At 68.5% G+C, this 25771-nt stretch carries 25 protein-coding genes; 4 read left to right on the top strand and 21 right to left on the bottom strand.

What is annotated here, in order from left to right:
* Positions 1–204 precede the first annotated feature (204 nt).
* The 13 genes from ACSFA2_RS10150 to ACSFA2_RS10090 form a co-directional block, all read right to left on the bottom strand.
* Positions 205–1731: an ABC transporter substrate-binding protein gene (locus tag ACSFA2_RS10150; protein ID WP_435455203.1), complete on the bottom strand. Its 1527-nt coding sequence runs from the start codon at positions 1729–1731 to the stop codon at positions 205–207.
* Between the two features lie 26 nt (positions 1732–1757).
* Positions 1758–2612: a TauD/TfdA dioxygenase family protein gene (locus tag ACSFA2_RS10145; RefSeq protein ID WP_435455202.1), complete on the bottom strand. Its 855-nt coding sequence runs from the start codon at positions 2610–2612 to the stop codon at positions 1758–1760.
* Positions 2613–2640: 28 nt separating this feature from the next.
* Complete coding sequence (locus ACSFA2_RS10140; RefSeq protein WP_435455201.1) at positions 2641–3813, bottom strand: porin; 1173 nt, start codon at positions 3811–3813, stop codon at positions 2641–2643.
* A gap of 202 nt (positions 3814–4015) precedes the next feature.
* On the bottom strand, positions 4016–5059 hold the full coding sequence (gene mgrA / locus ACSFA2_RS10135; protein WP_435455200.1) for an L-glyceraldehyde 3-phosphate reductase: 1044 nt from the start codon (positions 5057–5059) through the stop codon (positions 4016–4018).
* A gap of 135 nt (positions 5060–5194) precedes the next feature.
* Entirely contained in the window at positions 5195–5689 is a 495-nt protein-coding gene (locus ACSFA2_RS10130; protein ID WP_435455199.1) for a GFA family protein, read from the bottom strand.
* 4 nt (positions 5690–5693) lie between these two features.
* Entirely contained in the window at positions 5694–5915 is a 222-nt protein-coding gene (locus tag ACSFA2_RS10125) for a hypothetical protein (protein WP_262075994.1), read from the bottom strand.
* Between the two features lie 88 nt (positions 5916–6003).
* A complete protein-coding gene (locus ACSFA2_RS10120) occupies positions 6004–7503 on the bottom strand; it encodes a DUF1501 domain-containing protein (protein WP_435455198.1) in 1500 nt (499 codons plus the stop codon).
* Positions 7504–7523: 20 nt separating this feature from the next.
* A complete protein-coding gene (locus tag ACSFA2_RS10115) occupies positions 7524–9347 on the bottom strand; it encodes a DUF1800 domain-containing protein (protein ID WP_435455500.1) in 1824 nt (607 codons plus the stop codon).
* A 175-nt stretch (positions 9348–9522) separates the two neighbouring features.
* On the bottom strand, positions 9523–10347 hold the full coding sequence (gene pyrF / locus ACSFA2_RS10110; RefSeq protein WP_435455197.1) for an orotidine-5'-phosphate decarboxylase: 825 nt from the start codon (positions 10345–10347) through the stop codon (positions 9523–9525).
* 40 nt (positions 10348–10387) lie between these two features.
* Positions 10388–11173 (bottom strand): uracil-DNA glycosylase family protein, encoded by a 786-nt coding sequence (locus ACSFA2_RS10105; RefSeq protein ID WP_435455196.1) that lies wholly within the window; start codon positions 11171–11173, stop codon positions 10388–10390.
* The gene (gene rimI, locus ACSFA2_RS10100) at positions 11170–11670 is read right to left on the bottom strand and encodes a ribosomal protein S18-alanine N-acetyltransferase (protein WP_435455195.1); all 501 of its coding nucleotides are present in this window, start codon (positions 11668–11670) and stop codon (positions 11170–11172) included. Before rimI ends, ACSFA2_RS10105 begins: the two co-directional genes overlap by 4 nt.
* Position 11671: 1 nt before the next feature.
* On the bottom strand, positions 11672–12385 hold the full coding sequence (gene tsaB, locus ACSFA2_RS10095; protein ID WP_435455194.1) for a tRNA (adenosine(37)-N6)-threonylcarbamoyltransferase complex dimerization subunit type 1 TsaB: 714 nt from the start codon (positions 12383–12385) through the stop codon (positions 11672–11674).
* Positions 12378–13400, bottom strand: a complete 1023-nt coding sequence (locus tag ACSFA2_RS10090) for a DMT family transporter (protein WP_435455193.1) — start codon at positions 13398–13400, stop codon at positions 12378–12380. The genes tsaB and ACSFA2_RS10090 overlap by 8 nt, the downstream gene beginning before the upstream one ends.
* 67 nt (positions 13401–13467) lie before the next feature.
* Here ACSFA2_RS10090 and dacB point away from each other — a divergent pair, with 67 nt between their 5' ends.
* A complete protein-coding gene (gene dacB, locus ACSFA2_RS10085; RefSeq protein WP_435455192.1) occupies positions 13468–14925 on the top strand; it encodes a D-alanyl-D-alanine carboxypeptidase/D-alanyl-D-alanine endopeptidase in 1458 nt (485 codons plus the stop codon).
* A 19-nt stretch (positions 14926–14944) separates the two neighbouring features.
* Here the strand turns inward: dacB and ACSFA2_RS10080 are convergent, their stop codons facing one another.
* The 4 genes from ACSFA2_RS10080 to purE form a co-directional block, all read right to left on the bottom strand.
* The gene (locus ACSFA2_RS10080; RefSeq protein WP_435455191.1) at positions 14945–15259 is read right to left on the bottom strand and encodes a hypothetical protein; all 315 of its coding nucleotides are present in this window, start codon (positions 15257–15259) and stop codon (positions 14945–14947) included.
* A 135-nt stretch (positions 15260–15394) separates the two neighbouring features.
* Positions 15395–16396, bottom strand: coding sequence for an L-threonylcarbamoyladenylate synthase (locus tag ACSFA2_RS10075; RefSeq protein ID WP_435455190.1), 1002 nt, complete (start codon positions 16394–16396; stop codon positions 15395–15397).
* Entirely contained in the window at positions 16393–17574 is a 1182-nt protein-coding gene (locus ACSFA2_RS10070) for a 5-(carboxyamino)imidazole ribonucleotide synthase (RefSeq protein WP_435455189.1), read from the bottom strand. The genes ACSFA2_RS10075 and ACSFA2_RS10070 overlap by 4 nt, the downstream gene beginning before the upstream one ends.
* Positions 17571–18128, bottom strand: a complete 558-nt coding sequence (purE, locus tag ACSFA2_RS10065; protein WP_435455188.1) for a 5-(carboxyamino)imidazole ribonucleotide mutase — start codon at positions 18126–18128, stop codon at positions 17571–17573. The genes ACSFA2_RS10070 and purE overlap by 4 nt, the downstream gene beginning before the upstream one ends.
* Before the next feature lie 36 nt (positions 18129–18164).
* Here purE and ACSFA2_RS10060 point away from each other — a divergent pair, with 36 nt between their 5' ends.
* The 3 genes from ACSFA2_RS10060 (at position 18165) to ACSFA2_RS10050 (ending at position 20943) form a co-directional block, all read left to right on the top strand.
* On the top strand, positions 18165–19085 hold the full coding sequence (locus ACSFA2_RS10060) for a tetratricopeptide repeat protein (protein WP_435455187.1): 921 nt from the start codon (positions 18165–18167) through the stop codon (positions 19083–19085).
* A gap of 40 nt (positions 19086–19125) precedes the next feature.
* Positions 19126–20427 carry an aspartate carbamoyltransferase gene (locus ACSFA2_RS10055; protein WP_435455186.1) on the top strand — a complete coding sequence of 434 codons (1302 nt, stop codon included), beginning with the start codon at positions 19126–19128 and terminating at the stop codon, positions 20425–20427.
* Positions 20428–20505: 78 nt separating this feature from the next.
* The gene (locus ACSFA2_RS10050) at positions 20506–20943 is read left to right on the top strand and encodes an META domain-containing protein (protein WP_435455185.1); all 438 of its coding nucleotides are present in this window, start codon (positions 20506–20508) and stop codon (positions 20941–20943) included.
* 14 nt (positions 20944–20957) lie between these two features.
* Here the strand turns inward: ACSFA2_RS10050 and ACSFA2_RS10045 are convergent, their stop codons facing one another.
* From ACSFA2_RS10045 to ACSFA2_RS10030, 4 genes are all read right to left on the bottom strand, one after another.
* On the bottom strand, positions 20958–22610 hold the full coding sequence (locus ACSFA2_RS10045; protein ID WP_435455184.1) for a hypothetical protein: 1653 nt from the start codon (positions 22608–22610) through the stop codon (positions 20958–20960).
* 119 nt (positions 22611–22729) lie between these two features.
* On the bottom strand, positions 22730–23635 hold the full coding sequence (locus ACSFA2_RS10040) for a phosphoribosylaminoimidazolesuccinocarboxamide synthase (protein WP_435455183.1): 906 nt from the start codon (positions 23633–23635) through the stop codon (positions 22730–22732).
* A gap of 100 nt (positions 23636–23735) precedes the next feature.
* A complete protein-coding gene (gene fba / locus ACSFA2_RS10035; RefSeq protein ID WP_435455182.1) occupies positions 23736–24800 on the bottom strand; it encodes a class II fructose-bisphosphate aldolase in 1065 nt (354 codons plus the stop codon).
* A 54-nt stretch (positions 24801–24854) separates the two neighbouring features.
* On the bottom strand, positions 24855–25763 hold the full coding sequence (locus ACSFA2_RS10030; protein WP_435455181.1) for an alpha/beta hydrolase: 909 nt from the start codon (positions 25761–25763) through the stop codon (positions 24855–24857).
* Positions 25764–25771 lie beyond the last annotated feature (8 nt).

Raw genomic sequence — 25771 nt, 5'->3', positions numbered from 1 at the left:
CGGGTCTTGCCATCAGGCGCACGAGCAATGGCCTGGGGGCGCACCATCTTGGGCCGTGGGCGATCGAACGCAAAAGCAGCAAAAACATGAGGTCCGATCTCATAGCGAGAACCGCGCCATCGGTGCGCGCGGACGCGAAAAAGCCGCGGTCCGGCATGCACCGGAGTCGCGGCCTTGCGCCCGACGTTCAGATCGATCCCGTGCTCAAGCGCTCCAGTAGTACGGCAGGATCCACCCGTTCTGGAACGGCTTGTAGCCGGCCTCGGCCTTGGCATAGGCCACGGTGGACACGCCCTGCACCAGCGGCAGCGAATAGCCCTGCTCCACCGCCCAGACGTGGAACTTCTTGTAGCCGTCGATGCGCTTGTCCAGATTCAGTTCGACCAGCAGCGGATCCAGCTGCGTCGAGACATCGGCGCTGCGCCAGACCGAGAAGCTCTTCTTCGGATCGAGGTAGTAGCCGGCCGACAGCTCGGGGTCGCCGGTGGCGTTGGTCCAGAACCAGAGCGTCGGGCCCTCGAGCTTGCCGGCCTGCACCTTGGTGTAGTACTGGGCCGGCTCGATCACCTCCAGCGCGGCATCGATGCCGACCTTCTTCCACATCTGCACGAGGGCGCGGGCCATCTCGAAGTCGTTCGGGTAGATGCCGTTGGTGGCGAAGAAGCGGAACTGCACCGGCTTGCCGGGGCCATAGCCGGATTCCTTCAGCAGCGCCTGCGACCGGGCCGGGTCGAAGGCGAAGGTGTAGTCGGGTGCATAGGCCGGGGTGCCGGGCGCCGATGCGGTCGAGAGCGGCGCCGCGATGCCGTTGAAGAAGGCCTTGGAGAGGGCCTGCTTGTCGATGGCATGGTGCATCGCGAGGCGCACGTTCCTGTCGACCAGCGGGCCGCTGTTGACCATCTGCACGAGGTAGGTGTCGACCGTGGGCGTGAGGCTGTTGGCCAGGCCCTGGCTCTGGCCCAGGCGCAGCGCCTCGCGCATCGGCAGCGCGGCGGCCAGTTGCACCTGGCCGGACTGCACGGCCGAGACGCGCGTGGTCGGGTCCTTCACGACCTGGAACACGATCTTGCGGATCTTCGCCGGGCCGCGCCAGTAGCGGTCGAAGGCCTCGAGCGTGATGCTCGAGTCGCGCTGGTAGTCGACCAGCCTGTACGGCCCCGAGCCGACGGGCTTGGCAAGGAAGCCGTCGAGCCCGACCTTCTCGTAGTAGGCCTTGGGCAGGATGAAGGCCGCGCTGTAGCCGAGGAACTGCGGCGCCGTGACCATGGGCTTGGAGAAGCGCACGATGGCGCGCGTCGGCGACGGCGTCTCGATGGCGGTGATGTCGCCCCAGATGAAACTCAGCTGCAGACCCTTCTCGGCACGCAGCCGGTCGAAGAAGGTGAACTTGAAATCGGCCGAGCTCAGCTTGTCGCCGTTGTGAAAGTAGACGTCGTCGCGGAAGTCCAGCTGCAGCACCAGGCCGTCCTTGTCGAGCCACTGGTAGGCCGTGACCACGCCGGGCTGCAGCCTGGAGTCGGGCGTGTACTCCAGCGGCTGGTCGAACACGCACTTGAACAGCGCGGTGGGGTTGGGCGCGGCGCTGCGGCTCGGGTCCCAGCTCGGCACGTCGATCGGATAGGCGATGCGAAGCTGCTCGACGGCGGCATGGGCATCGATGCCCCACTGCGCGAACAGCAGGCCGGCGATGCCCACGGGAACGGACTGCGTGAAGTTGCGGCGATTGATCATGCGATGCCTCGAAGGAGAAACAAGCTTCAGTAAGGACGGTCGCCCTTGACCCACAGACGATGGGCCTCGCGGACGTATTTCTTGTCGTCGAACAGCGTGCCGGTGTGCAGCGAGCAGCGGTTGTCCCACACCAGCAGGTCGCCCACCTGCCACTGGTGGCGGTAGACAAACTGCGCCTGCGTGGCGTACTCGACCAGCGAATCGACCAGGTCGACGCCCTGGGGGTTGTCCATGCCGATCACGCCCTTGACGGTGCCGCTGCTGGGCCACAGCGCCTTGCGGCCATTGGCCGGGTGCGTGCGGATCAGCGGATGGACCACGTCGGGGTTTTCGGCCTTCAGTTGCGCCGACAGCTCGCGCCGCTGGTAGAGCCGCGTGGTCATCAGGTGCTCGTAGCTGTGGTGCACCTTCAGGCCGTCGAGCTCGGCGCGCTTGTCCGCCGGCAGCGCGTCGTAGGCGGCGCACATGTCGGCCAGCAGCGTGTCGCCGCCCTCGGCCGGCACCTCGACCGCATAGAGCATCGTGCACATCACCGGCTCTTCCTTGTAGGAATAGTCGGTGTGCCAGCCCACGCCGTCGCGATGGCTGCCGATCGGCTTGCCGCCGACTTCGCGGTTGGAGAGCATGTAGATCTCCGGAAAGCCCGGCATCGTGTGCTCCTTGATGGTGTGGCCCTCGGGTTCGCCGAAGGCACGCGCAAAGGCCACCAGTTGCTCGGGCGTGAGCGACTGGCCGCGCAGCAGCACCGCGCCGTGCAGGTTGAAGGTGTTGACCACCTCCTGCAGCGTCTGGGCCTCGCCGGTGGAGACGTCGACGCCGAGCACTTCGGCGCCGTAGTTGTCCTTGAGTTTGCGGATGGAAAGGGTCTCAGCGAAGGTCATGGGGTTCTTTCGGGCATTCGTTCCGTTGTCAGAAGGTATGGACCAGCGCGACGCGGTAGGTCGTCTGCGAGTTGTCGTTCGAGGGCAGCGTGTAGAAGCCGGCGCCTTGCGAGGCATCGACATTCGACGACGCGTGCAGATAGGAAGCCGATGCGTAGAGGGTTGTGCGCTTGGACAGGCTGTAGCGCACCGCACCGGTGTACTGGTCCCACTTGTCGTCGGCCATGGTCACGTGCTGGTAGCCGCCGACGAGTGCCCACGGGCCTCCCAGGAAGTACATCCCGCCGAGCTCGTACACATGCTGTGTGGTGCTGTTGTTGCCCTTGGTGAACTTGGTGGCCGTGGTGTTGGCCGCGAGCAGGAACTTCTCGAAGTTGTAGCTGACGCCGATGCCGGCGATCTCCTGCTTGTCCACCAGGAAGCCCGAACCCGTCGTCCCGTAGAGATCGGTCACGGTGTTCGTTGCCGGATCGGCGAGCGCCGCGGGAACTCCCATGAACGAGAATACGCCGGTCTGCGCGTACGGATAGACGTTGGTGTCGTTGAGCCGCACATAGGCAGCGCCGACGCTCAGCGGGCCGTTCTTGTAGCCACTGCCCAGGCTGAAGGCCGTCTTGGTGTTGAAGGCGTCGATCTGCTCGCCGAACGCGAACATGGCGCCCGCCGTGAAGCCGCCGAAACTGGGCGTCACGTATTTGATGGTGTTGTCCATCTGCTTGCCGGAGATCCGGTCGTAGTCGCCCTGGTGGCCGGCATAGACGCTGGCGAAGCCGCCGTAGTTGAACTGGGTGAGGTAGTCCCGCACGAAGTCGTACTGGCGGCCCAGGGTCACGGTGCCGAGCGAGGCGCTTTCCAGCCCGACCCAGGATTGCCGGCCGAAGGCCCGGCCGCCCTGGCCCAGGGTTCCGTTGCGCAGATTGAAGCCCATTTCAAGGTTGAACAGCGCGCGCAATCCGCCACCCAGGTCTTCGGCGCCCCGAAATCCGAGACGGTTTCCGTAATTCACCCCATCGGCGAATTTGTATTGCGTCCCGCCGCCCTGATTGTCGATATAGGTGATGCCCGCATCGATGATGCCGTAGATGGCGACCGAACTCTGCGCATTGGCCGACAGGGAAAAAGCGGCGATCGCAGCCCAAAGACAACGCTTGATCATTTCAATACCCTCAGTGTTCCGAGATGAAGAACCTTGCGTTTTCAACGTGGGAAAAACGCAGCTCCGACAGGCATTTGGAATTTCTCCTCCGATATGCCGCATCGGTTCTTTCAGGTTATTTCAGAGCACTGCACTCCTTCTTGTTCGAGAATGTTCAAGAACTTGCAGATAACCGCATGGGCGTCTTTTGGCCGTTCCCGGTTCATTTGCGATCAAGTCCTCTATCAGGGCGACATGCCGCTGTGGTTCAGATTCGCTGGTCTGTCGACGGCTTTTCCCAGAGATTCACGCCGCCATCGATCAGGTGCCGGTCGATCTCGGCCAATTCCTCGGCGGTGAAATCCAGATGCTCAAGCGCCTTCACGTTTTCGCGGATCTGCCGGGCGCTGCTGGCACCTATCAGCACCGAGGTCATCCGCGGGTCCCGCAGGATCCAGGCCACCGCCATCTGCGCGAGCGTCTGGCCGCGGCCCTGCGCCAGTTCGTTGAGCATGCGCACCGACGCCAAGTTGCGCTCGCTCAGGTGCGAGGCCGGCAGCGAATCGCCGCCCGGCTGGTTGATGCGCGCGTCGGCCGGAATGCCGTTCAGGTACTTGTCGGTCAAGAGACCCTGCGCCAGCGGCGTGAAGGCGATGCAGCCGGCGCCCAGCGTCTCGAGCGTGCCGGTCAGCTCCGACTCGATCCAGCGGTTGAGCATGTTGTAGGCCGGCTGGTGGATCAGCAGCGGCACCCGGTGCTCGGCCAGCAGCCGCGCGAACTCGCGCGTCTTGTTCGCCGAGTACGACGAGATGCCGACGTACAGCGCCTTGCCCTGCTGCACCGCACTGGCATAGGCCGCGGCGGTTTCCTCCAGCGGCGTGTCGGCGTCGAAGCGGTGCGAATAGAAGATGTCGACGTGGTCCAGCCCCAGGCGGCCGAGCGACTGGTCGAGGCTCGCGAGGATGTGCTTGCGCGAACCGCCGCCACGTCCGTAGGGGCCCTGCCACATGCTCCAGCCGGCCTTGGTCGAGATCACCAGTTCGTCGCGATGCGCCTTGAAGTCTTCCCTCAGGTGGCGGCCGAAGTTGCGCTCGGCGCTGCCGAAGGGCGGGCCGTAGTTGTTGGCCAGGTCAAAGTGCGTGATGCCCAGGTCGAAGGCGGTGCGCAGCATGTCGCGCTGGCGCTCGAAAGGCGTCGTGTCGCCGAAGTTGTGCCAGAGACCCAGCGACAGCACGGGCAGCTTGAGCCCGCTGCGGCCGCTATGCCGGTATTGCATCTGCTGGTAGCGCTCGGCGGCGGCGATGTAGGTCATGGATTCGCGTTCTCTCTCTGTGAGGCAGGGATGCCGGCCGGATGGTCGACCCTGCAGAGAAAGGCTACGCGGATCGGGGGCGCGCTTCTTGTTCCAGCGCGCCCGGGTTCTTGCCCGCGACGGTGAGCGTCGACGTCAGACCGCTGTGGTCGGCGGGTCGCGGTGCGCCCGCAGCACATCCATGCGCGCCAGCGACGCAGCCGACCAGCAGGTCGTGCGGTCGTAGTACGCGTCAACGGCCAGCGCGCCGGTCGGCAGTTGCACCCAGGGCTGTTTAGACACCGTGAAGATGTGGATGTCCGGCGGGAAGGCATCCGGCGCATCGAGCGTGCCGATGCGCACGAAGCTGACCGACGGCCCGGCGCCGGCATAGTGGCTCCACAGCGCGACGCGGCACTGCGGGCAGCGCACGATCGTCTGCCCGCGGCCGCTGGCCGACGGCGTGTGCAGCGGCTCGGGCGTGCCGGCCAACAGCGTGACCCGGTCGGCTTCGATCATGGCGTTGAGGGCGAAGGCGCTGCCGCTCTCGCGCTGGCACCAACGGCAGTGGCAGCAGTGCACGAAGAGCGGTGTGTCGATGAGGCGGTAGCGCACCGCGCGACAGGTGCAACCGCCTTCCGCGGCCGTCACGGCGTCAGCCCTTCTTGCCGCCCACCACCAGCAGCAGGCCGCCCACCACGATGGCCGCGACGCCGGCCCAGGTGGGGATGTTGACGTTCTCGCGCTCCTTCACCGACAGCTCCAGCGGGCCGAGCTTGGCCTGGTGCGTTTCCTTGGTGAAGCTGAAGCCGCCGATCGACAGGCCAGCGATGCCGGCGACGATCAGCAGGATGCCGACGATGCGGGTTGCGTTCATGGTGAGGGTCCTCCTTCGACCGGCATGCGCGCCGGCCCGCGCATTGTGCCCCTCGTTCCGCATGCAGGCCGCATGCAGCGTACCGCGGCTACGCCATGAAGCCCATGTCGGTCGGGTAGTCCGCGCTGCCGAAGTTCTTGAGGTTCGGCAGGATGCTGCCCAGGTCGGCGGCCGGCACGCCAAACCACTTGGCGAGCGTGCCCGCGTACTGGTCGACCGAGGTGCCGGGGATCAGGCGACCCTGCCCCACGTGGCCTTCGTAGCCGGCCAGCTTCGAGTCGTTGTTGATGCTCACCACCGGCGCCTTGCCGTACAGCTTGTCCTTGCCCTTGACGGCGCCGCCGACCACGAGGTGGTGGCCGCCCCAGCCATGGTCGGAGCCGTCGCCGTTGCTCGCCAGCGTGCGGCCGAAGTCGGACGCGGTGAAGCTCGTGACGTTGTTGCCCAGGCCGAGCGCGACCATCTCCTTGTGGAAGGCCGCCATCGCGTCGCTCAGGCGCGCCATCAGGCCGGACTGGTTGGCGATCAGGTTGTCGTGCAGGTCGAAGCCGCCCATCGACACGAAGAAGACCTGGCGCTTGGCACCGAGCGTGCTGCGCCCGCGGATGAGCCGCGCCACCATCGACAGCTGCGACGCCAGGCCGTTGCCGTTGTAGGGCACGCCACCGGTGGTCACGGTGTACGGGAAGGTGCCCGCCACGCCGGGCTCGCCGCCGGGATAGGCGGCACCCCTGGCGCTGTTGATCTGCCCTTCGGCCTGCACCGCCCGCACGGTGATGCGGTTGTATTCGTTCTCCAGCGTGTGGCCGCGGGTCTGCTGCACCAGCTGCGCCATCGCGGCCTTCACCGTCGAGGAGCCGTACACGTTGTTCTTCAGGCTGTTGATGGCGATGGCACCGTCGGTGCTCACCTGGTACTGCAGCGCGTTATCGCCCGACAGGAACACCGCGTTGCCCGACACCGAGATGCAGGTGAAGAGCGCGTTGCCGTTCTGCGTCATCGCCAGGTCGCCGATGTTGCCGCCCCAGCCAACGGCCGAGCCTTCGGGCGACGACGATTGCCAGGTGGACTGCTGGTCGTTGTGCGAGAAGAGCTTCGGCGGCACGGGGTAGTTGCGGCGGTCGCTCCCCTGGTATTGCGCGCGCGTGAGCGGCACCACCAGCGGGCCGACGTTCAGCTGCACCGCCACCTTGCCGTCGGTGTTGTACAGGTTGGCCAGCTGCGTCATGGCGGGGTGCAGCGCGTACTGCCGGCCATCGGGCAGCGCGGTCGTCGGGCTGAGCAGCGTGGGCGTGAGGGCCGCCTTGGGGATGGCGACGCCGCCGCCGGCCAATCCGTTGCCGCCGCGGATCTGGCTGTAGGCCAGGTAGCTCGGGTCGTCGTACGTCACGACGGTGTTGGCGTAGTCGTTGCCGCCATACAGGAAGACGCAGACCAGCGCCTTGTAGTCGGTGGCGCTCTGCGCGGCGGCCTCGCCCATGGCGGCGAGATTGAGTGCGAAGGGCAACGCCGTGCCGGCCATCGCGAGCTGGCCCGAACGGCGCAGGAAGGCGCGGCGCGTGTGGCCCTGGGGATCGATGAAGTGCATGACCTTGGCTTTCCGGTTTCTTACTTCTGGACGAGGTACTCGGCCGAGGCCATGACCATGAGTACGGCCGCGTAGACCCGGTTGGCCTTCACGGCGTCGGTGCTGGTCGCGGTGACCGCCGGCTGCGCGAGCGCATCGGTGATCAGCTTGAGCGTGTCGGCCGGCAGCTGGTTGGCCGTCATCAGCAGGTTCAGCCGCTGCACCAGCTTCGCAGGCTCGAGCACCAGCGCCTTCTCGGCCGCGTAGGTCGGGATCACATCCTTGCTGCTGAAGCCGTTCTGGATGGCGCCCTGCATGAAGTTCAGGTAGCCGCCCACCGTGGTCTCGTTGACCAGCTGGAACTCCGGCGCGACCTGGCCGCCTTCGACCAGCGCAGTGCCGGGCGGCACGTAACCGGGCCGGAAGAAGTTGAAGACCGACGGCGAACGCAGCGGGCTCTGGCCGAGCTGGTTGGCGGTGCCCGAGAGGTTGCCGATCTTCCAGGTGTCGAGCGTGGAGCCGATGCCGAAGGTGCGGCCCCACTGCACGAAGCGCAGCATCGGCTCGCGCAGGCGGCCGAAGCTCGCGTCGGTGAGGCCGGCCGGGCTGCGCGCCTCGTTGTCGAGCAGCACGGCGGCCATCACGCTCTTCATGTCGCCGCGCACGCCCGCGCCGTTGTTCGCGAACACGGCCGAGACGCGTGCCACGTAGGCCGCGCTCGGGTTGCTGGTGACCAGCCGTTGGATCAGCTGCTTGCCGATGAAGGGCCCGACGTTCGGGTGGTTGAAGAGCGTGTCGAGCGCGGTCTTGAGCGCGGCCTTGCCTTCGGTCCCGGCCGCCACCGACGCACCGAGGAAGTTCGCGGCCAGCGTCGAATGGCGGCTGGCGGTGAGCGCCATCGGCCGCGTGGTCCAGGCGTTGGTCTCGATCGCGTAAGTGACGCCGGGCGGCGTGAAGGCCCCCTTGTCGGCGGTCGCGATGTCGAGGTCGTAGCCGGTGAAGACGCGCGCGAGGTTGGTCACGTCGTCCTGCGAGTAGCTGTCGAGCGGCGTGCCGTCGGCCCCTCGCTTGACGGTGCCATCGGGGTTGAGCTGGTAGAGCCCGATGGTCATGAGCTGCATCACCTCGCGGGCGTAGTTCTCGTCGGGCTGGCGGCCCGACGAATTTTCCTTCTGGTTGCCGCGCGTGTTGAGGTAGTAGCCCATCGCCGGGTTCAACGTGACGTTCTCCAGCAGCGAGCGGAAGTTGCCGGTGACGCCCGCCACCAGCATGTCCCAGTACTGGGCCATCATGTACTGCGGCCAGTTGGAGCCGATGTCGTTGGCCGACACCACGAAGATCTCGGTGAGCGCGAGGGCCATCCGCTTGCGCAGGCTGTCGCGCGACGTCATGAGCTGCTGCCAGATCATGCCGTCGGTATCGACCGCGTTGTAGCCCTTGCTGGCGATCCAGGCCCAGCCGGTGAGCGTGGGCGCCGCGTCGAACTGTTCGCCCAGCCAGGGGAGGTAGCCCTTGGCGCTCACGTCAGCAATGTCCGCTTCCGACGCGGAGAGCTGCGCCTGCAGCAGGAAGCGCGCCGCTTCGGCGTCGTTCTGCGGCTTGGTGTAGACGTAGGTCTGGGCGGTCGCGGTGGTCGCCAGTGCCGACAGCGATCCGGCCCCGTCGCCACTGGTGGCCGAACCGGCACTTCCGCTGCCGCCCCCGCTGCCGCCTCCGCAGGCCGCGAGCGCCGCCGCGGCGGCCAGAGTCGCTGCCAGCGACAGCGCCGGTGCGCCCGACGTGGCGTCTGACGCACCGGGCCGTTCGAGCTCGCGCACGCTTTCCCCGGGCACGCCGACGCGGCCCGTCACCATTTCTTCCACCATGAGTCCCCGCTCCTCGGCGCGATGCGCCATATGCCTTTCAAGGCAAACGCCATGCCCGGCGCTCACCGGGCTGCAAGGACTCTAAGCGCCGTCTGTCAGACAAACGCTGTTAATAAACGTGACTTTTTCCGTCGTTCGGACACAACCTGGGGCTTGAAGTGACAGGAAATGTCGGTCAGGGCTTCGCGGCTTCGAGGCCGTCGCGGGTGCGCAGCGCCTCGCGGCGCGCGGCGTCCGCGAAGTCGTCGCCGTCGGACGCGTAGCAGATCGCGCGCGAGGAGTTCACGACGATCGGCGCATCCGCCCGCCACCCGGCGCGCACCGTGGCGACAGCATCGCCGCCTTGCGCGCCGACGCCCGGGATCAGCAGCGGCACGGTCGGCGCGAGCGCCCGCACCCGCTCGATTTCGGCCGGGTAGGTGGCGCCCACGACCAGCCCCAACTGGCCGTTCAGGTTCCACGGGCCTTGGGCGAGGCTGGCTACATGTTCATACAACAAAGGCTGGCCGTCGACGCTGGCCAGGCGCTGGCCCTGCAGGTCGGCGCCCCCCGGGTTGCTGGTGCGGCACAACAGGAAGGCGCCCTTCCCGGGGTACTTGAGATAGGGCGCGACCGAGTCGAAGCCCATGAAGGGCGACAGCGTGACCGCGTCCGCGCCGTAGCGCTCGAAAGCTTCGATCGCGTACTGCTCGGCGGTCGAGCCGATGTCGCCGCGCTTGGCGTCCAGGATGATCGGCACCTGCGGAGCGACGCGGCGGATGTGTTCCATCAGCCGCTCCAGCTGGCCTTCGGCGCGGTGCGCGGCAAAGTAGGCGATCTGCGGCTTGAAGGCGATCACCAGGTCGGCCGTGGCGTCGACGATGCGCGCGCAGAAGTCGTAGATCTTGTTGGCGTCGCCCTTGAGGCGCGCCGGGAACCGGGTGGGTTCCGGGTCGAGGCCGACGCACAGGAGGGAGCGGTTCTGCCGCTCGGCGGCGCGCAGCTGGTCGATGAAAGTCATGCCGAATTTTAGGTGGGACCGGCGAGCCGGCCGCGGAGCGCTAGCGGACGGCCGCGAGCGCGTCGGCCGCCAGGCAGAGGTCGACCCAGGCGCGGGCCTTGTCGGCCGGATTGCGCAGCAGGTAAGCCGGGTGGTAGCTCACCACGACCGGCGTGCCGCCCAGCGCGTCGAGGCGGGCCGCACGGCCGCGCAGCTTGCCGAGCGGGTCGGCGCTCTGCAGCAGGGTCTGCGCGGCGAGCGGCCCCATGGCGAAGATCAGGCGGGGCGCCAGCGCCTGGGCCTGCGGCAGGAAGGCGTCGGCGAAGGGCTGCGGGCTGCCGTCGCGACCGGAGGCCACGCCGCGGTGGGTGCGCATCAGGTGCACCGGCATGTCGCCCGCGTGCAATTGCAAGGCGCGCAGCATGTTGTCGAGCAACCGGCCCGCGTCGCCGGCCAGGGGCTCGCCGTGGCGGCCATCGGCCTCGGGCGGCATGTCGGCGACCACCAGCCAGCCGCCTTCGGCCGCACCCTCGGTCGCATACAGGCGATGTGGCGGGGCCACCAGCACGGCGGCCCCGTGGGCGCGTGCGGCGGGCGCGCTGGGCGCGCTGGGCGCCGGCACGGCGATCGGCGCGCGCACGGGCGCTGGCGTCGGCGCAGCGCGTGGTGCCTCGTACGGCGCTTCTTCGACCGCCGCGACACGGTGCGGCGCTGGCGGCTCGGCCACCGGGGCGACGGCGAGTTCCACGGCGACGGGCGGCGCCGCCACCGGCCACCAGACCTTCACGCCCATCTCGTCGAGCATGGCGCGCTGGCGCGCGTCGAGGTTCAGCGATGACGCGCTCACAGGGGCAACCCACCCCAGGCGCTGGTCGGCTCGTGCAGGCGCAGGCTCATCACGACGGCATCTTCGCGGCCGCCGTGCGCCGGGTAGTAGCCCTTGCGCACACCGACGCGGCGAAAGCCGTTGCGCTCGTAGATCTGCAGCGCGCGGTCGTTGCCCGTGCGCACCTCGAGCCACAGCCACTGCGCGCCCTGCCCGCGCGACCAGCCGGCCAGCGCTTCGAGCATGAGCGGCGCCCAGCCCTGGCGCTGGAACTCGGGCGCCACGGTGATGTTGAGCAGATGCACCTCGTCCACGCCCTTCATGGCGACGAAATAGCCGATGACCGTCTCACCCCCCAGCAGCAGCTGGCAGTGGTAGCCGGCCGCCAGCGAATCGATGAAGTTGGCATGCGTCCAGGGGTGGGTGTAGGCCTGGTTCTCGACCGCGCAGACCGCGTCCAGGCGCTCGACGGTCATCGCGTCGAGGCGGGCTTCCAGCGGTTGCAGGACGGCGCTCATGTCAGGGCGTGGGGACGGGTGTGGCGGCCGCAGCGGCCTTGAGGGCCGCGCGTTCTTCGGTGGTCTGCGCGACTTTATCGCGAACGTACAGCGGCCACGCGTCGGCTGGCGCCACGGCAGCGCCGGCCGCCAGCAGCGCCGGCGCCAGCCGCAGCAGCGCCTCCGCGGTGGGCAGCACGCCGTGCCGCGCGGTGCCGCCGCGCAAGCGTTCGCCATAGGGCGCGAAGGCATTGCCGGCCAGCGCCCAGCCGTCGGGCACGGCGACCTGCTCGGGTGCCAGCAACTCGGGCACGGCCGCGCCGGACGCGTCGTCGCCGTCGAAGGCGTAGCGCGCGGCGTAGACCTGGTCCATGCGCGCGTCGAGCAGGGCCACGACCCGCACGGCACCGAAGCGGTGGCGCGCCTCGTCGGCGACGGCCTGCAGCGTGTCGATCGGCAGCAGCGGCACGCCGGCGCCGAAGCCCAGGCCCTGCGCCACGGCGCAGGCGGTGCGCAGGCCGGTGAAGGAGCCCGGGCCACGCCCGAAGGCGATGGCGTCGAGCTCGGCCAGCGTCAGGCCTGCGTCGGCCAGCAGGCGGCGGATCAGCGGGATCAGCGTGCTCGACGCCTGCGCGCCGCCGGCGCCGCTGTGGGCGACGATGCGATCGCCGTGGCGCACGGCGACCGACAGCACGTCGGTGCTGGTGTCGAAGGCGAGCAGTTTCGGTTCAGGCATCGCAACCTCGCGGCAACGCCGGCTTGCCCTTGGGCGGCGAGGCGGCAGCACCGGCCTGGCGCACACCGAACAGGATGCCGCCGGTGACCAGCACCAGCCCGGCCAGCAGGCTCCAGTGCAGCGGCTCGTCGAGCAGCAGCACCGCGCCCAGCGCCGACAGGCCGGGCACCAGCGCCGTGATCATGGTCGTGCGCACCGGCCCGAAATGCTGAACCATCCGCGTGAAGGCGATGCCCGCGATGACGACCGAACCGAGCCCCTGGAACACCAGCTGGAACAGCACTTCGCCGAGTGGCGCCATGGCGAGCCGGCTGGCCGCCCAGCCGCCCGCCGCCAGCACCGCATAGACCGGCACGTAGGTGACGAAGGCGAAGACGGTGATCGCGATGGTGGCGCGCACCGCGTCGAGCCGATGGTGGCGCGCGACGATGGTGTAGCAGGCCCAGCAGAAGGCGGCGCTCATGAAGAGCAGGTCGCCCTTCCAGACGTCCCCGCCCTCGAAGGCATGCAGCAGGCTGCGGCCGCCGACGAACAGGTCGCCCGCGACGATCAATGCCAGGCCCATGGCTCGGGCCGGCGTGATGCGGTCGCGCAGCACGAGCGCGGCGAGCAGCGTGGTCCACAGCGGCAGGCTGCCCGGCAGCAGCACGGACGCATGCGACGCCGGGGCGAAGAAGAAGCCTGCATAGGCCAGCAGGGCGTACAGCAGGCCGCCGAAGAAGCCGCTGATCGCGGTGACGCGCAGCGTCAGCGGCGACAGGCCGAAGAGCGAGCCGACCACCTGCCCCGGTGCGTGCCGACGCGCCTGCATCATGAGCCAGGCGCCCCACGGCATCAGCACGAGGCTGGCGCCGACGATGCGCGTGAACGCCAGGTCGAAGGGCGTGAGCGACCGTGTCGCCGAAGCGCGTGCGACGAGGATGAAGGCGGTCCACACCAGCACCGTGACCACCGCCGCGCCGATGCCCAGCTGGCGCGCGGAGAAACGCGGGAGAAGGCGGGCAACGGCAGGCATCCCCGGATTATCCGGGCCACGCCGCCGGGCCGCCGTCGTGGGGCCATGCCGCCCGGATAATGGGTCGATGCCTTTCGCTTCCTTCCCGGCCTGGCGGGCCCTGGGCCGCCGTGCCGCACGCGCGCACCGCGTGGCCGCCTTCGCACTCCTTGCCCTGGGCAGCGCTGCCGCGCAATCGCAGTTCCAGCAGCTGCCGCCCGAGGTCGATGCCGCCCTGGCCCGCGCCAAGGTGCCGCGCGACGCGGTCACGCTGCTGGTGGCCGACGCCGACGCGGTGCAGCCGCCGCGCCTGGCCTGGCGCAGCCAGGTGCCGGTGAACCCGGCGTCGATCATGAAGCTGGTCACGACCTACGCCGGCCTCGACCTGCTGGGCCCGGCCTTCACCTGGGCCACGCCGGTCTACGTCGACGGCCCGATCCGCCACGGCGTGCTGCAGGGCAACCTCTACATCAAGGGCCAGGGCGATCCGAAGCTCGTCATCGAGCGGCTCTGGCTGCTGCTGCGCCGCGTACAGGGCCTGGGCATTCAGGCCATCGAGGGCGACATCGTGCTCGACCGCAGCGCCTTCGAAGCGATCGAAGCCGACCCGAACGCCTTCGACGGCGAGGGCCTGCGGCCGTACAACGCCTCGCCCGATGCGCTGCTGGTGAACTTCAAGTCGGTCGTCATGACCTTCGTGCCCAACCGCAGCGCGGCGACCGCGCAGGTGAGCTTCGATCCGCCGCTGGCCGGCGTGGCGATGCAGCCGACGGTGCCGCTGTCGGCCGGCGACTGCGGCGACTGGCACGGCACGCTGGCCGCCGACGTGGCCGACCCGGCGCGCCTGCGCTTTGCCGGCAGTTACCCGACCGCCTGCGGCGAGAAGACCTGGGCGCTGGCCTATGCCGACCCGCGCAGCTACGCCGCACGCGCCGTCGGTGGCATGTGGGCCGAGGTCGGCGGGCGCCTGAAGGGGACGGTGCGCGACGGCCGCGTGCCGGCCGAGCTGAAGCCGGCCTTCGAAATCGTCTCGCCGCCGCTGGCCGAGGTGGTCCGTGACATCAACAAATACAGCAACAACGTGATGGCGCAGCAGCTGTTCCTCACGCTCGGCCTGCAGCAGAAGAAGCGCGGCTCGCTGGACGCGTCGCGCACGACGATGCGCCAATGGTGGAACAACCGCATCGGCACCGGCGAGGGCCAGCCGGTGTTCGACAACGGCTCGGGGCTGTCGCGCGACGAGCGCATCACCGCCGGTGAACTCGCCAAGATGCTGCAGGTGGCCTGGCGCTCGCCGGTGATGTCGGAGTTGATGTCGTCATTGCCGGCGTCCGGCGTCGACGGCACGCTGCGGCGGCGCGCGCTGCGCTCGGGGGGCGCCGCGCACCTGAAGACCGGCACGCTGCGCGATGCGGCGGGCGTGGCCGGCTACGTCGACGGCGCCAGCGGCCGGCGCTATGTGGTGGTGGCGATCGCCAACCACGCCAACGCTGCGGCCGCCCGGCCGGCCTTCGATGCGCTGGTGGACTGGGCGACCCAAGACTGAGGACCCGGCCGGCCGCGCGTCATGTGGCATGGCCCTCGGCCAGCATCAGCGCTGCTTCGTAGGCGGCGCGCCCGGCGGTCTTGGTCTGAAGCACCAGCGCGTCCCAGTGGCGCACCGTTTCCAGCGGCGTGGGCGAGGCGGGTTTGAGAACCAGCGTGCGGCTCACGTCGAGCAGCGCGACGGCAGAGGTGAGGCAGCGCTGGATCGCTCGGTTCTCGCAGGATCGTTCGGTGCTTTGACGACAGGTGGCATCGTCTTCGATGCGTGCCAGCAGATCGCCGATGGCGGCCACGGCACTGTCGATCAACGCAGCATCGCTGAGCTTCGTGATCATCGGCTTCTCCCTGAATGACTTTTTTTGTAGCTGCAGATGTTGCCAGCGGCCCCGGCCGGCGGGGTGCAACAATTTCACGAACGTCAACGAAAGTATTCTGTGGCGAAGGGCCCGGCGGCGGCCGATCGCGCACCGTCAGGCGGCCGCGGCGCGCTGCAACCGGTCGCGCACGCCCTCCCATTCGGGCGTGTCCGGCGGCGTTTCGATCCAGATCAGCTTCGCGCCCTCGGCGTCGAAGCCGCGCAGCACGGCGAACAGTTGCTGCGCCGCCGCCGCCGCATCGTCGGGCATGCGGCGCTGCAGCACGCGCTGCGAGCGGCTCTTGAGCGACGAGCGCGCCCACACCGCGATGTGCGCCGCCTGGGCGCCGAGCACGTCGAGCGCCGACTGCAGCGCCTTCGCGTCCATCAGCCGGACCTTGGCATCGGGCGCGTAGTGCGCCTCGAGCGTGCCTGAGGCGCGCGGGTCGGGCGCCGCAAGGTCGGCCTTGTCGCGCAGCGGCTCGCCGCAGGCCGCCTCGATCTGGTCGCGGGTGATGGCGCCCGGGCGCAGCAGCACCGGCGCACCGCGGCTGCAGTCGACGATGGTGGATTCGATGCCCACCGCGCACGGGCCGCCGTCGACGATGAGCAGCTCATCACCGAACTCGTCCTGCACGTGCTGTGCGGTGGTCGGGCTGACGCGGCCGAAGCGGTTGGCGCTCGGGCCGGCCAGGCCGAGCACGCCGCGCTCCGCACAGGCTTCCAGCAGCGCCTGCGCCACGGCGTGCGCGGGGCAGCGCAGGCCGATGGTGGCCTGTCCGCCGGCAGCGGCGGCCCCGACGCCCGGCTGGCGCGTGACGATCAGCGTCAGCGGGCCGGGCCAGAAGGCGCGCACCAGTTTCTCGGCGAAGGGCGGCAGCGGCTGCGCGAAATGCGACAGCGCCTCGGTGCCCTTGGCGCCGGCCGCGACATGGACGATCAGCGGATGGTCCGACGGCCGACCCTTGGCCCGGAAGATGCCCGCGACCGCCGCATCGCTGCCCGCGTCGGCGCCCAGGCCGTAGACGGTTTCGGTCGGAAAGACCACCAGGCCGCCCGCGCGCAGCCGGTCGGCGGCGGCGTCGATGGCGGCAGGCGACTGGCCGTCGACGATCATTCGGACAGCGGGATGGGCAGGCCCAGCACCGCCGCCGCGAAGTCGGCCGTGCTGCGCACCGTGTCGATGTCCGGCCCCGTGATGTTCAGGTGGCCCATCTTGCGACCGCGCCGCGCCTCGGTCTTGCCGTAGAGATGCAGGTGCACGCCGGGCAGCGCCAGCACGTCGGCCCAGGGCGGCTCGGTGGCCGTGTCGTCGGCGCCGACAAACCACAGGTCGCCCAGCAGGTTGAGCATGACGGCGGGGCTGTGCTGGCGCGGCGTCGACAGCGGCAGGCCGGCGACGGTGCGCACCTGCAGGTCGAACTGCGACAGGTCGCAGGCGTCCATCGACCAGTGGCCGCTGTTGTGCGGACGCGGCGCCATCTCGTTGACCACCATGGTGCCGTCGACCAGCACGAAGTATTCGACGCACAGCACGCCCACGTAGCCCAGGCCGTCGGCGATGGCACGGGTGGACTCGACCGCGCGCGACGCCTGGCCCGCCGGGATGTTGCCTGGGTAGACCTCGGTCACGGCGAGGATGCCGTCGCGGTGCAGGTTGCGCTGCGGCGGGAAATGGACCATCTGGCCGTCCTGGCCGCGCGCCACGATGACCGAGCATTCGTAGTCGAGCGCGAGCCGCTTCTCCAGCACGCAGGGCACGCCGCCCGTGGCTTCCCATGCCGCCGCGAGTTCTGCCTGGGTGGCGACGCGTTGCTGGCCCTTGCCGTCGTAGCCGAGCCGCGCGGTCTTCAGGATGCCGGGCAGCAGGTCGTCGGTCACGGCCGCGAGCTGCTCGGCCGTCTCGATCACGGCATAGGGCGCGCAGGCCACGCCGCAGCGCCCGAAATGCGCCTTCTCGCGGATGCGGTCCTGCGCGATCGCCACCGACGCGGCGGCCGGCGCGACCGGGCGCGCGGCGGCAAGGTGTTCCAGCGACGGCGCCGGCACGTTCTCGAACTCGGTCGTGATCGCGTCAGCCAGACCGGCCAGGCGCGCCAGGCCATCGACGTCGATGTAGTCGGTGTGGATGTGGTGGTGGCTCACGCGGCCCGCCGGGCTCTCGGCGTCGGGGTCGAGCACGGCCGTGAAGTAGCCCATGCGCTGGGCCGCGTGCACGAACATGCGACCCAGTTGGCCGCCGCCGATCACGCCCAGCGTGGCGCCGGGCAGCACGTAGGGCGTCGGCGCACTCACAGCGCGCCCCCGCCCTGCGGCGAGAACGGCGACACTGGCGCCGAGGCGGGCGCGCCGGCCTCGGGCGGTGGCAGCGTCATGGCCTGGGCCGCGGCGGTCTGCGCCGCGCGGAAGGTGTCGAGCTGCGTGCGCAGCCGCGGATTGCCGACCGCCATCATGGCCACGGCGAACAACGCTGCATTGGCAGCCCCCGCGTTGCCGATGGCGAAGGTGGCGACCGGCACGCCCTTGGGCATCTGCACGATGCTGTAGAGCGAATCGACGCCCTGCAGGTGGCGGCTGGCGACCGGCACGCCCAGCACCGGCACGGTGGTCTTGGCGGCCAGCATGCCCGGCAGGTGGGCCGCGCCACCGGCGCCGGCAATGATCGCGGCCAGCCCGCGCGGGGCGGCGCTCTCGGCGTAGGCGAAGAGTTCGTCCGGCATGCGGTGGGCCGAGACCACCCGCGCTTCGTGGGCGATGCCGAATTGCTGGAGAATCTCGACCGCGTGACGCATCGTCTCCCAGTCGGAGTTCGAGCCCATCACCACGCCGACCTGGATTGTTTGGTTCATGGTCGCAATTTTACGTTTCGCCTCCATCTGCATCCGATGATCGATATCACCCTCGAAAACTTCCAGACCGAACTGATCGACGGCTCCATGACCACGCCGGTGCTGCTCGACATCTGGGCCGAATGGTGCGGGCCGTGCAAGCAGCTCGGGCCGGTGCTCGAAAAGCTCGAGACCGACTACGCCGGCCGCTTCACGCTGGCCAAGCTCGACGCCGACAAGGTGCCGCAGATCTCGGGCCAGCTCAGCGAGATGTTCGGCGTGCGCAGCATCCCCTTCTGCGTGATGTTCAAGGGCGGCCAGCCGGTCGACGGCTTCGTCGGCGCCATCCCCGCCGCGCAGATCCGCGAGTTCCTCGACAAGCATGTGCCGGCCGCGGAAGAACTGGAAGCCGCCGCCGGGGAAGAAGCCGCGCAGGAAGCCTTGGCCGAGGGCGACACCGAAGGCGCGCTCGAGAAGCTGCAGCACGCCGTGGCCACCGACCCGGCCAACGACGACGCCCGCTTCGACTACGTCAAGCTCTTGCTGCAGCAAGGCCGCAGCGACGACGCCAAGGTCGCCTTCGCGCCGGTCATCGCCAAGGCGCCGGCGGTGCGCCGCTTCGACGCGCTGCAGCGCTGGATGAACGCCATCGACTTCGCTGCGCCGGCCACGGGCAGCGCACCGACGCTGGCCGATGCCGACGCCCGCATTGCCGCCGGCAAGCGCGACTTCGACGCCCGCTTCGCCCGCGCGCAACTGCTGATGGCCGAGCAGCGCTGGACCGACGCGATGGACGAGCTGCTGGAAATCCTCATGCGCGACAAGGCCTGGAGCGAAGAGCTGGCGCGCAAGACCTACATCGCCGTCCTCGACATCATCGAGCCGCCCAAGCCCAAGGTGGCCGATGGCCAGATCCCGCCGGACGACCCGACCGTGGCGACCTACCGCCGTCGGTTGAGCAGCGTCGTCCTGAGCTGAGGGCGTCGACGGAAATGTACGCATCGCGTACATTTCCGGCATGAACGCCGACCAGCAAACCTTTCTTCGCGACGCCATGCGGCGTCTCAACCTCACCCGCGAGGCCTTCTCGCAGCGCATCGGCGTCACGCGCCGCGCGCTCGACACCTGGCTGTTGCCCGAAGGATCGTCGGAAGCGCGGGGCATGCCCGAGATCGTCCAGCGCTTCGTCTCGGAGATCCTGCAGGCGGCGAGCGCCACCGAGGTGACGCAGAGCGTACAGTCCGGCGCCCTGCGCGACCGCATCCTGTTCGAGGGCCGACCGCAGCTGCTGTCGGTCGACCAGTTCTCGCGCGATTCGGTCGAGGCGCTGTTCCGGGTGGCGGACATCATGCAGCCCATCGCACGCCGCCAGAAGGTGTCGCGGGTGCTGGAGGGCGCGGTGCTCGGCAACCTCTTCTTCGAGGCCAGCACCCGCACCCGCGTGAGCTTCGGTGCGGCCTTTTGCCGGCTCGGCGGCTCGGTCTGCGACACCACCGGCTTCACCTTCTCGTCGATGGCCAAGGGCGAGTCGATCTACGACACCAGCCGGGTCATGAGCGGCTACGTCGACGCGCTGGTGGTGCGGCACCCCGAGCAGGGCTCGGTGGCGGAATTCGCACGGGCCACGAACATCCCGGTGATCAACGGCGGCGACGGCGCCGGCGAGCACCCGAGCCAGGCGCTGCTCGACCTGTACACGATCCAGCGCGAGTTCTCGCGGCTCGGGCGCATCGTCGACGGCGCGCATGTCGCCTTCGTCGGCGACCTGAAGTACGGCCGCACGGTGCATTCGCTGGTGAAACTGCTGTCGCTCTACCGCGGCCTCAAGTTCACGCTGATCGCGCCCGCCGGGCTCGAGCTGCCGGCGCACCTGGCCGACCGCATCTCGCGCAACGGCCACGTGGTGGTGCAGACCGCCTCGCTGGCCGAGGGCCTGGCCGGCGCCGACGTGGTGTATGCCACCCGCATCCAGAAGGAGCGCTTCGAGCCGAAGGAGCAGGAGCAGTTCGAGGGCTACACGCCGGATTTCCAGGTCCACCAGGCGCTGATCGACGCCCATTGCAGCCCGCGCACGCTGGTGATGCACCCGCTGCCGCGCGACAGCCGGCCCGGCGCCAACGACCTGAGCACCGACCTGAACCACGACCCGCGCCTGGCCATCTTCCGCCAGACCGACAACGGCATCCCGGTGCGCATGGCACTGTTCGCGGTGCTGCTCGGCGTGGAAGACCAGGTGCCGCGCTCGATGCGCGACGCCGGCTGGCAGCCACCCGCGGCGATCGGCCCGGACGACGCGGCTTTCGACGCGCTCGAAGCCTGATCGCCTGATGCAGCGACGCACGCCGCATTACCATCGCGGCGCGGCGGGCGTCGCCGCGCGCATCGACACAGGACTTCCATGCCGTTCATCCGCCGCCTTTCTTCACGCGTCGCCCTGCCGATCCTCGGCATCGCCCTGCTGGCCGGTTGCGGCACCAGCGTGAGCCTCGACGAGCCGATCGAATCGCAGACCTGGCGACTGGTCAGCGTGGGCACCCAGCCGGCCCAGCGCGATGCCGACCCGCGGCGCGACGCGCAGCTGCAGTTCGACGGTTCGCGCGTGAGCGGCTCCGGCGGCTGCAACCGCGTGTCCGGCCCCTACCAGCGCACCGGCCATCGCCTGACGATCGGCCCGCTGGCCGCGACCCGCATGGCCTGCATCGAACCCGAGCGCAGCGCCATGGAAACGAACTTCCTGATCGCGCTGCAGGCCACCACGGGCTACAGCCGGCTCGGCAGCCAGCTCACGCTACTGGACGACAGCGGGCGAACGCTGGCGGTGCTGGACAGCCGCTGAAGGGCGGCTGGCGGCTACTTGGCTTTGGTCACTTTCAGCTGGATGTCTTCCGTCATCAGGCCTCGGTCCGAGATCGCGACGTTCACGGTGTCTTCGGCATCCGCCGCGAGCTTGATGCGCACGCGATACTGATTGGCCGTGCCGACGATCACGGTCTCCGATGTCGCCGAGCCCGTGATCGTCACCAGGGGTGGAACAGGCACACCGCTCACGGTAATCTCGTACACGTCGCCCGGATTGACCTTGGCGTCCTTGCTTGGCGCAAGGGCCATCTTGCTGAGAGTACCCGCGCAGTTTCCTTTTTCCACGGATTTGCGCGCCTCGTAGAAGCGCAGAAGGCGGTCGCTCAGTGGGCGACGCATTGCATACAGGTCAGCGGTCTTCGTCGCCAGCTTTTTCGCCGAAGTGGCCTCTTCCGCGGGCGAGGTTACGCGCGCCCTTTCTCTCGCGCTCTCCTTTTCCTTTTCCTTCCTCACTTCCTCCTCCTTCGCCTTCCGGGCCCTTTCGGCTTTCTCAGCAGCAGCAAGTTGGGTGCTCTGCACGACGACGATCTGCGCCAGCAGTTCCTGTTCGGTCGCCTGATCCAGCGTTCGTGTCTTCGCAGGTGCTTTCGCGCTCGCGGCCTGCGACGTCGTTGAAGTCGTTGAAGTCGTTGAAGTCGTTGAAGTCGTTGAAGTTGACGAGGTCGATGTCGTTGACGTGTTCGATGCAGATGCGTTGCCCGCGGCCGGGGGTTTGGCCGGCTCGCCGCCCCCTGCTGCCGTCGCTTCCCCGGTCGTGGACGGAGACGATGGGGCTTCGTTTTCGAGATCGATCTTCACCGATCGGAAGCTCTTGATGATGCCGACGCCCTGCGTGGCCAGAGTGTCCGGTGACGAGATGTCCTTCTGGGCTTGGTTGATTCGCAATGCCACGCGGGCAAACACCAGATCACCTTCTCGCATCAGGACGACACCGCTGTTGTCCAATTGATCGTGCAGTTGCCAGGAGGATGTCAGCGTTCGCCGGGCGCGCCACAACGCACTCTTGGCCTCTTTTCGAACGCGTGCATAAGCACTTTCACTGTCGGGTGGGTAGCTGTAGGCGGCCTCAGCCTGCAGCACCGCCTTGTCGAGCACGTCGATCTCGTAATTCAGAACCACCTGCTCGCCCTTCATGTTCGCGAGATTCGCCGCGCTCATCCGCAAGGGTTCGATGTTCATCATCGCGCAGGTCAGTTCGCGGATGCCCTCGATATAGGCTTGCTCCTGGCCCGGATTGACGAACCAGGTGCTGCTGGAATACGCCGCGAATCCGGCGGCGCCGGCCAGCGCCAGGCGCTTCTTGTCGTTGTCGCGGGCCACACCGGACTTGAGTCCGCTGTAGAGCGCCGCAGCGGTCAAGCCGATCAGCCCGAACTGCGTGGCGGAACGAACGCGCGCTTGTGTCGAAAGCGAGTCGTACCACTCCTCGCGCTGATCTTTCAGCGCGCCGACGGCGCCATGCAGACCGCCGGCAAGCTCTTCAACCTCGACATGCGTTTTTTTCTCGTCTGCGGCAAGTTGCCGGACCGGTATATCGACACGCTTGCTACGCTGGTAGGGATTGAAGCTGCTGCAGCCCCCCACCGATACGGCCACGGCCATAGCGACGCAGCGCTGCCACGGAAAAACATCCTTGCAGTTCATGCCTCTCACCCCTCATGTTGGTCTCCACATGATGGTGAGCGCGGTTCGCGTGGGCATCCCCGGTTGAAAGGGTGACAACGCGCGCAAAAACCACTAAGAAAGCATCAAGCCTCAGCCGGTCAGCCGGTCAGCCGCTCCAGCGCCTCGCGGTACTTGGCCGCGGTCTTCTCGATGATCTCGGCCGGCAGGCGCGGGGCCGGCGGCGTCTTGTCCCAGGGCTTGCCGTTGACCTTGGTGGCCTCGAGCCAGTCGCGCACGAACTGCTTGTCGTAGCTCGGCGGGTTGGTGCCGCTGCGCAGCGCCTCTTCGTAGCCTTCGACCGGCCAGTAGCGCGAGCTGTCGGGCGTGAGCACCTCGTCCATCAGCACCAGCGTGCCGGCGTCGTCCAGGCCGAACTCGAACTTGGTGTCGGCAATGATCATGCCCTTGGTCAGCGCGATTTCGGCGGCGGCTTCGTAGATGGCGATGCTGGTTTCGCGGATCTTCTGCGCGAGCGCCGGGCCAACGACCTCGACCACGCGGTCGTAGCTGATGTTCTCGTCGTGCTCGCCGGCGGCGGCCTTGGCGGCGGGCGTGAAGATCGGCCGCGGCAGCTGGCTGGCGTTGGTCAGGCCTTCGGGCAGCGGCACGCCGCAGACGGCGCGGTTCTCCTGGTACTCCTTCCAGCCGCTGCCGGCCAGGTAGCCGCGCACCACCGCCTCGACCGGGATCGGCTTCAGGCGCTTGACCAGCATCGAGCGGTCCCTGACCTGCGGCACCTCGGCCTCGGTCACCACGCTTTCGGGCGCATCGCCGGTGAGGTGGTTGGGGCAGAGGTGACCGAGCCGGTCGAACCACCACAGCGCCATCTGCGTGAGGATCACGCCCTTGCCGGGAATCGGCTCGCCCATGATCACGTCGAAGGCCGAGAGCCGGTCGCTCGCGACCATCAGGATGCGGTCGTCGCCCACGGCGTAGTTGTCGCGCACCTTGCCACGCGCAAGCAGGGGCAGGCTTTGGATGGAGGAGGTGTGGACGGTCGTCATGGCAGGCTGGTGAGAACGGGGAACGGAACGAAGCGGAAAGACGGATTGTGCGCGCAGAAAAAAGCCACCGCGAGCGGTGGCTTCGGCAGACGGGAGATGCTCAGCGCACTTCTTGTGCGAGCTCGCCCTTGGCGTACTTCGCCGCCACGACCTGCAGCGTGTCGCCCTTGATCTTGGCGCCCTGGCCTTCGCAGCCGAACTCGATGTAGCGCTGCTTGCAGACCAGCTTGGCGGCTTCGCGCGCCGGCTTGAGCCATTCGCGGGCATCGAACTTTTCCGGGTTCTCGAACAGGAACTTGCGCACCGCGCCGGTCATGGCCAGGCGAATGTCGGTGTCGATGTTGATCTTGCGCACGCCGTGCTTGATGGCTTCCTGGATTTCCTCGACGGGCACGCCGTAGGTTTCCTTGATCTGGCCGCCGTACTGGCGAATGATCGCCAGCAGCTCTTGCGGCACCGACGACGAACCGTGCATCACCAGGTGGGTGCCCGGAATGCGCTGATGGATTTCCTTGATGCGGTCGATCGCCAGGATGTCGCCAGTGGGCTTGCGGGTGAACTTGAACGGGCCGTGGCTGGTGCCGATGGCGATGGCCAGCGCATCGATCTGGGTGCGCTTGACGAAGTCGGCGGCCTGCTCCGGGTCGGTCAGCAGCTGCTCGCGCGTCATGGTCGCGTCGGTGCCGTGGCCGTCTTCCTTGTCGCCCTTCATGGTCTCGAGCGAGCCCAGGCAGCCCAGTTCGCCTTCGACGGTGACGCCCACGCGGTGCGCCAGCTGCGCCACCTTCTTGGTGACTTCGACGTTGTACTCGTAGCTGGCGATGGTCTTGCCGTCGGCTTCGAGCGAGCCATCCATCATCACGGACGAAAAGCCCAGGTCGATGGCGCCCTGGCACACGTCCGGGTTCTGGCCGTGGTCCTGGTGCATCACCAGCGGGATGTTCGGGTAGCTTTCGATCGCTGCCTGGATCAGGTGCTTGATGAAGCCCTCGCCCGCGTACTTGCGGGCGCCGGCGCTGGCCTGCAGGATGACCGGCGCGCCGGTTTCCTTGGCGGCTTCCATCACGGCCTGTACCTGTTCGAGGTTGTTGACGTTGAAGGCCGGAATGCCGTAGCCGTTGGCGGCTGCGTGGTCCAGCAGTTCGCGCATCGAGACGAGTGCCATGGGAAATACCTCGCGGGAATTGAAGATGGGAAATGAAGAAAAACTAGCTCAATTCTACCGAGGGGGCTTGTGGGACGGGTCCGACGGCAGGCCCACGAAGGCCAGCAGAGGCGGCATGACCGGGCCGCCGATCCAGCGGATCGGTGCGGCGACCGCGCCGATCAGGGTGACATGGCTCAGGTTGTCGAAGGTCTGCACCTGCACGTCGACACCGTCGGCGCGCAACCGGCGAGCCATCTGGTCGGTGTTGCGCACGGGGTCGACCAGCGTGTCCTTCGTGGCCGCCAGCAGCAGCGTGCGCGGCGCGGCCGCCGAGACATGCGCGATGGGCTGCGACGACCGCGGCGTGGTCGGCCAGTCGAAGGCGCGCTGCGCATCGGGGTCGCCCATGGGCAGGAAGTCGTAAGGCCCGGCCATCCCGATCCAGCCGGCGAGCTGCGTCGGGCTGGCGCCGAGTTCGCCCAGCCAGCGCGGGTCGAGCGCCACCATGGCCGCGTTGTAGCCGCCCGAGCTGTGGCCCATGACGTAGACCTGCGTCGGGTCCGCGCCGAGCCGGGCCGCGTTGTCGAGCCCCCATTTCATCGCGAGGGCGCTGTCGCGGACGAAGACCGGGTAGCGCACCTGCGGCGACAGCCGGTAGTCGGGGATGACGACCACCGCGCCGCGAGATGCCAACGCCTCGCCCACGAAGCGGAAGCTCGCGCGCTCGCCGCTCGTCCAGGTGCCGCCGTAGAAGAAGACGATGAGCGGACGCCGCCCCTCGACCGGTGCCGTCTCGGGCAGCGGGCGGTAAAGGTCGAGCTGCTGCCGGGGCTCGCGGCCGTACGCGATGCCGGTCTCGGCGACGTAGGTGTCGCGTGGCGTGAGCCGATCGACCAGCTTGATGGGGGAGCAGGCGGCCAGGAGCGAGACAGCCGCTGCGGTGAACGCCATGCGGCGGCGCAGGATGAAGGAACGGGTCATGCCCCCTG

This window comes from Variovorax cryoconiti (assembly GCF_051216395.1).
In the GTDB taxonomy this organism is placed as follows: Bacteria; Pseudomonadota; Gammaproteobacteria; order Burkholderiales; family Burkholderiaceae_C; genus Variovorax.
This window is presented reverse-complemented; position numbering and strand designations above follow the sequence as displayed.

Excerpts from the sequence above, each read along its gene's own strand:
- mgrA (WP_435455200.1), bottom strand. The coding sequence starts at position 5,059 with ATGACCTACATCGCCGCCGCCGAGCGCTACCAGCAGATGCAATACCGG.
- ACSFA2_RS10040 (WP_435455183.1), bottom strand. The coding sequence starts at position 23,635 with ATGACGACCGTCCACACCTCCTCCATCCAAAGCCTGCCCCTGCTTGCG.
- ACSFA2_RS10050 (WP_435455185.1), top strand. The coding sequence starts at position 20,506 with ATGCCGTTCATCCGCCGCCTTTCTTCACGCGTCGCCCTGCCGATCCTC.
- ACSFA2_RS10045 (WP_435455184.1), bottom strand. The coding sequence starts at position 22,610 with ATGAACTGCAAGGATGTTTTTCCGTGGCAGCGCTGCGTCGCTATGGCC.
- ACSFA2_RS10060 (WP_435455187.1), top strand. The coding sequence starts at position 18,165 with ATGATCGATATCACCCTCGAAAACTTCCAGACCGAACTGATCGACGGC.
- fba (WP_435455182.1), bottom strand. The coding sequence starts at position 24,800 with ATGGCACTCGTCTCGATGCGCGAACTGCTGGACCACGCAGCCGCCAAC.
- ACSFA2_RS10030 (WP_435455181.1), bottom strand. The coding sequence starts at position 25,763 with ATGACCCGTTCCTTCATCCTGCGCCGCCGCATGGCGTTCACCGCAGCG.
- ACSFA2_RS10125 (WP_262075994.1), bottom strand. The coding sequence starts at position 5,915 with ATGAACGCAACCCGCATCGTCGGCATCCTGCTGATCGTCGCCGGCATC.
- ACSFA2_RS10145 (WP_435455202.1), bottom strand. The coding sequence starts at position 2,612 with ATGACCTTCGCTGAGACCCTTTCCATCCGCAAACTCAAGGACAACTAC.
- ACSFA2_RS10080 (WP_435455191.1), bottom strand. The coding sequence starts at position 15,259 with ATGATCACGAAGCTCAGCGATGCTGCGTTGATCGACAGTGCCGTGGCC.
- tsaB (WP_435455194.1), bottom strand. The coding sequence starts at position 12,385 with ATGCCTGAACCGAAACTGCTCGCCTTCGACACCAGCACCGACGTGCTG.
- ACSFA2_RS10115 (WP_435455500.1), bottom strand. The coding sequence starts at position 9,347 with ATGGTGGAAGAAATGGTGACGGGCCGCGTCGGCGTGCCCGGGGAAAGC.
- ACSFA2_RS10120 (WP_435455198.1), bottom strand. The coding sequence starts at position 7,503 with ATGCACTTCATCGATCCCCAGGGCCACACGCGCCGCGCCTTCCTGCGC.
- dacB (WP_435455192.1), top strand. The coding sequence starts at position 13,468 with ATGCCTTTCGCTTCCTTCCCGGCCTGGCGGGCCCTGGGCCGCCGTGCC.
- ACSFA2_RS10055 (WP_435455186.1), top strand. The coding sequence starts at position 19,126 with ATGAACGCCGACCAGCAAACCTTTCTTCGCGACGCCATGCGGCGTCTC.
- ACSFA2_RS10150 (WP_435455203.1), bottom strand. The coding sequence starts at position 1,731 with ATGATCAATCGCCGCAACTTCACGCAGTCCGTTCCCGTGGGCATCGCC.
- ACSFA2_RS10075 (WP_435455190.1), bottom strand. The coding sequence starts at position 16,396 with ATGATCGTCGACGGCCAGTCGCCTGCCGCCATCGACGCCGCCGCCGAC.
- ACSFA2_RS10090 (WP_435455193.1), bottom strand. The coding sequence starts at position 13,400 with ATGCCTGCCGTTGCCCGCCTTCTCCCGCGTTTCTCCGCGCGCCAGCTG.
- pyrF (WP_435455197.1), bottom strand. The coding sequence starts at position 10,347 with ATGACTTTCATCGACCAGCTGCGCGCCGCCGAGCGGCAGAACCGCTCC.
- purE (WP_435455188.1), bottom strand. The coding sequence starts at position 18,128 with ATGAACCAAACAATCCAGGTCGGCGTGGTGATGGGCTCGAACTCCGAC.
- rimI (WP_435455195.1), bottom strand. The coding sequence starts at position 11,670 with ATGAGCGCCGTCCTGCAACCGCTGGAAGCCCGCCTCGACGCGATGACC.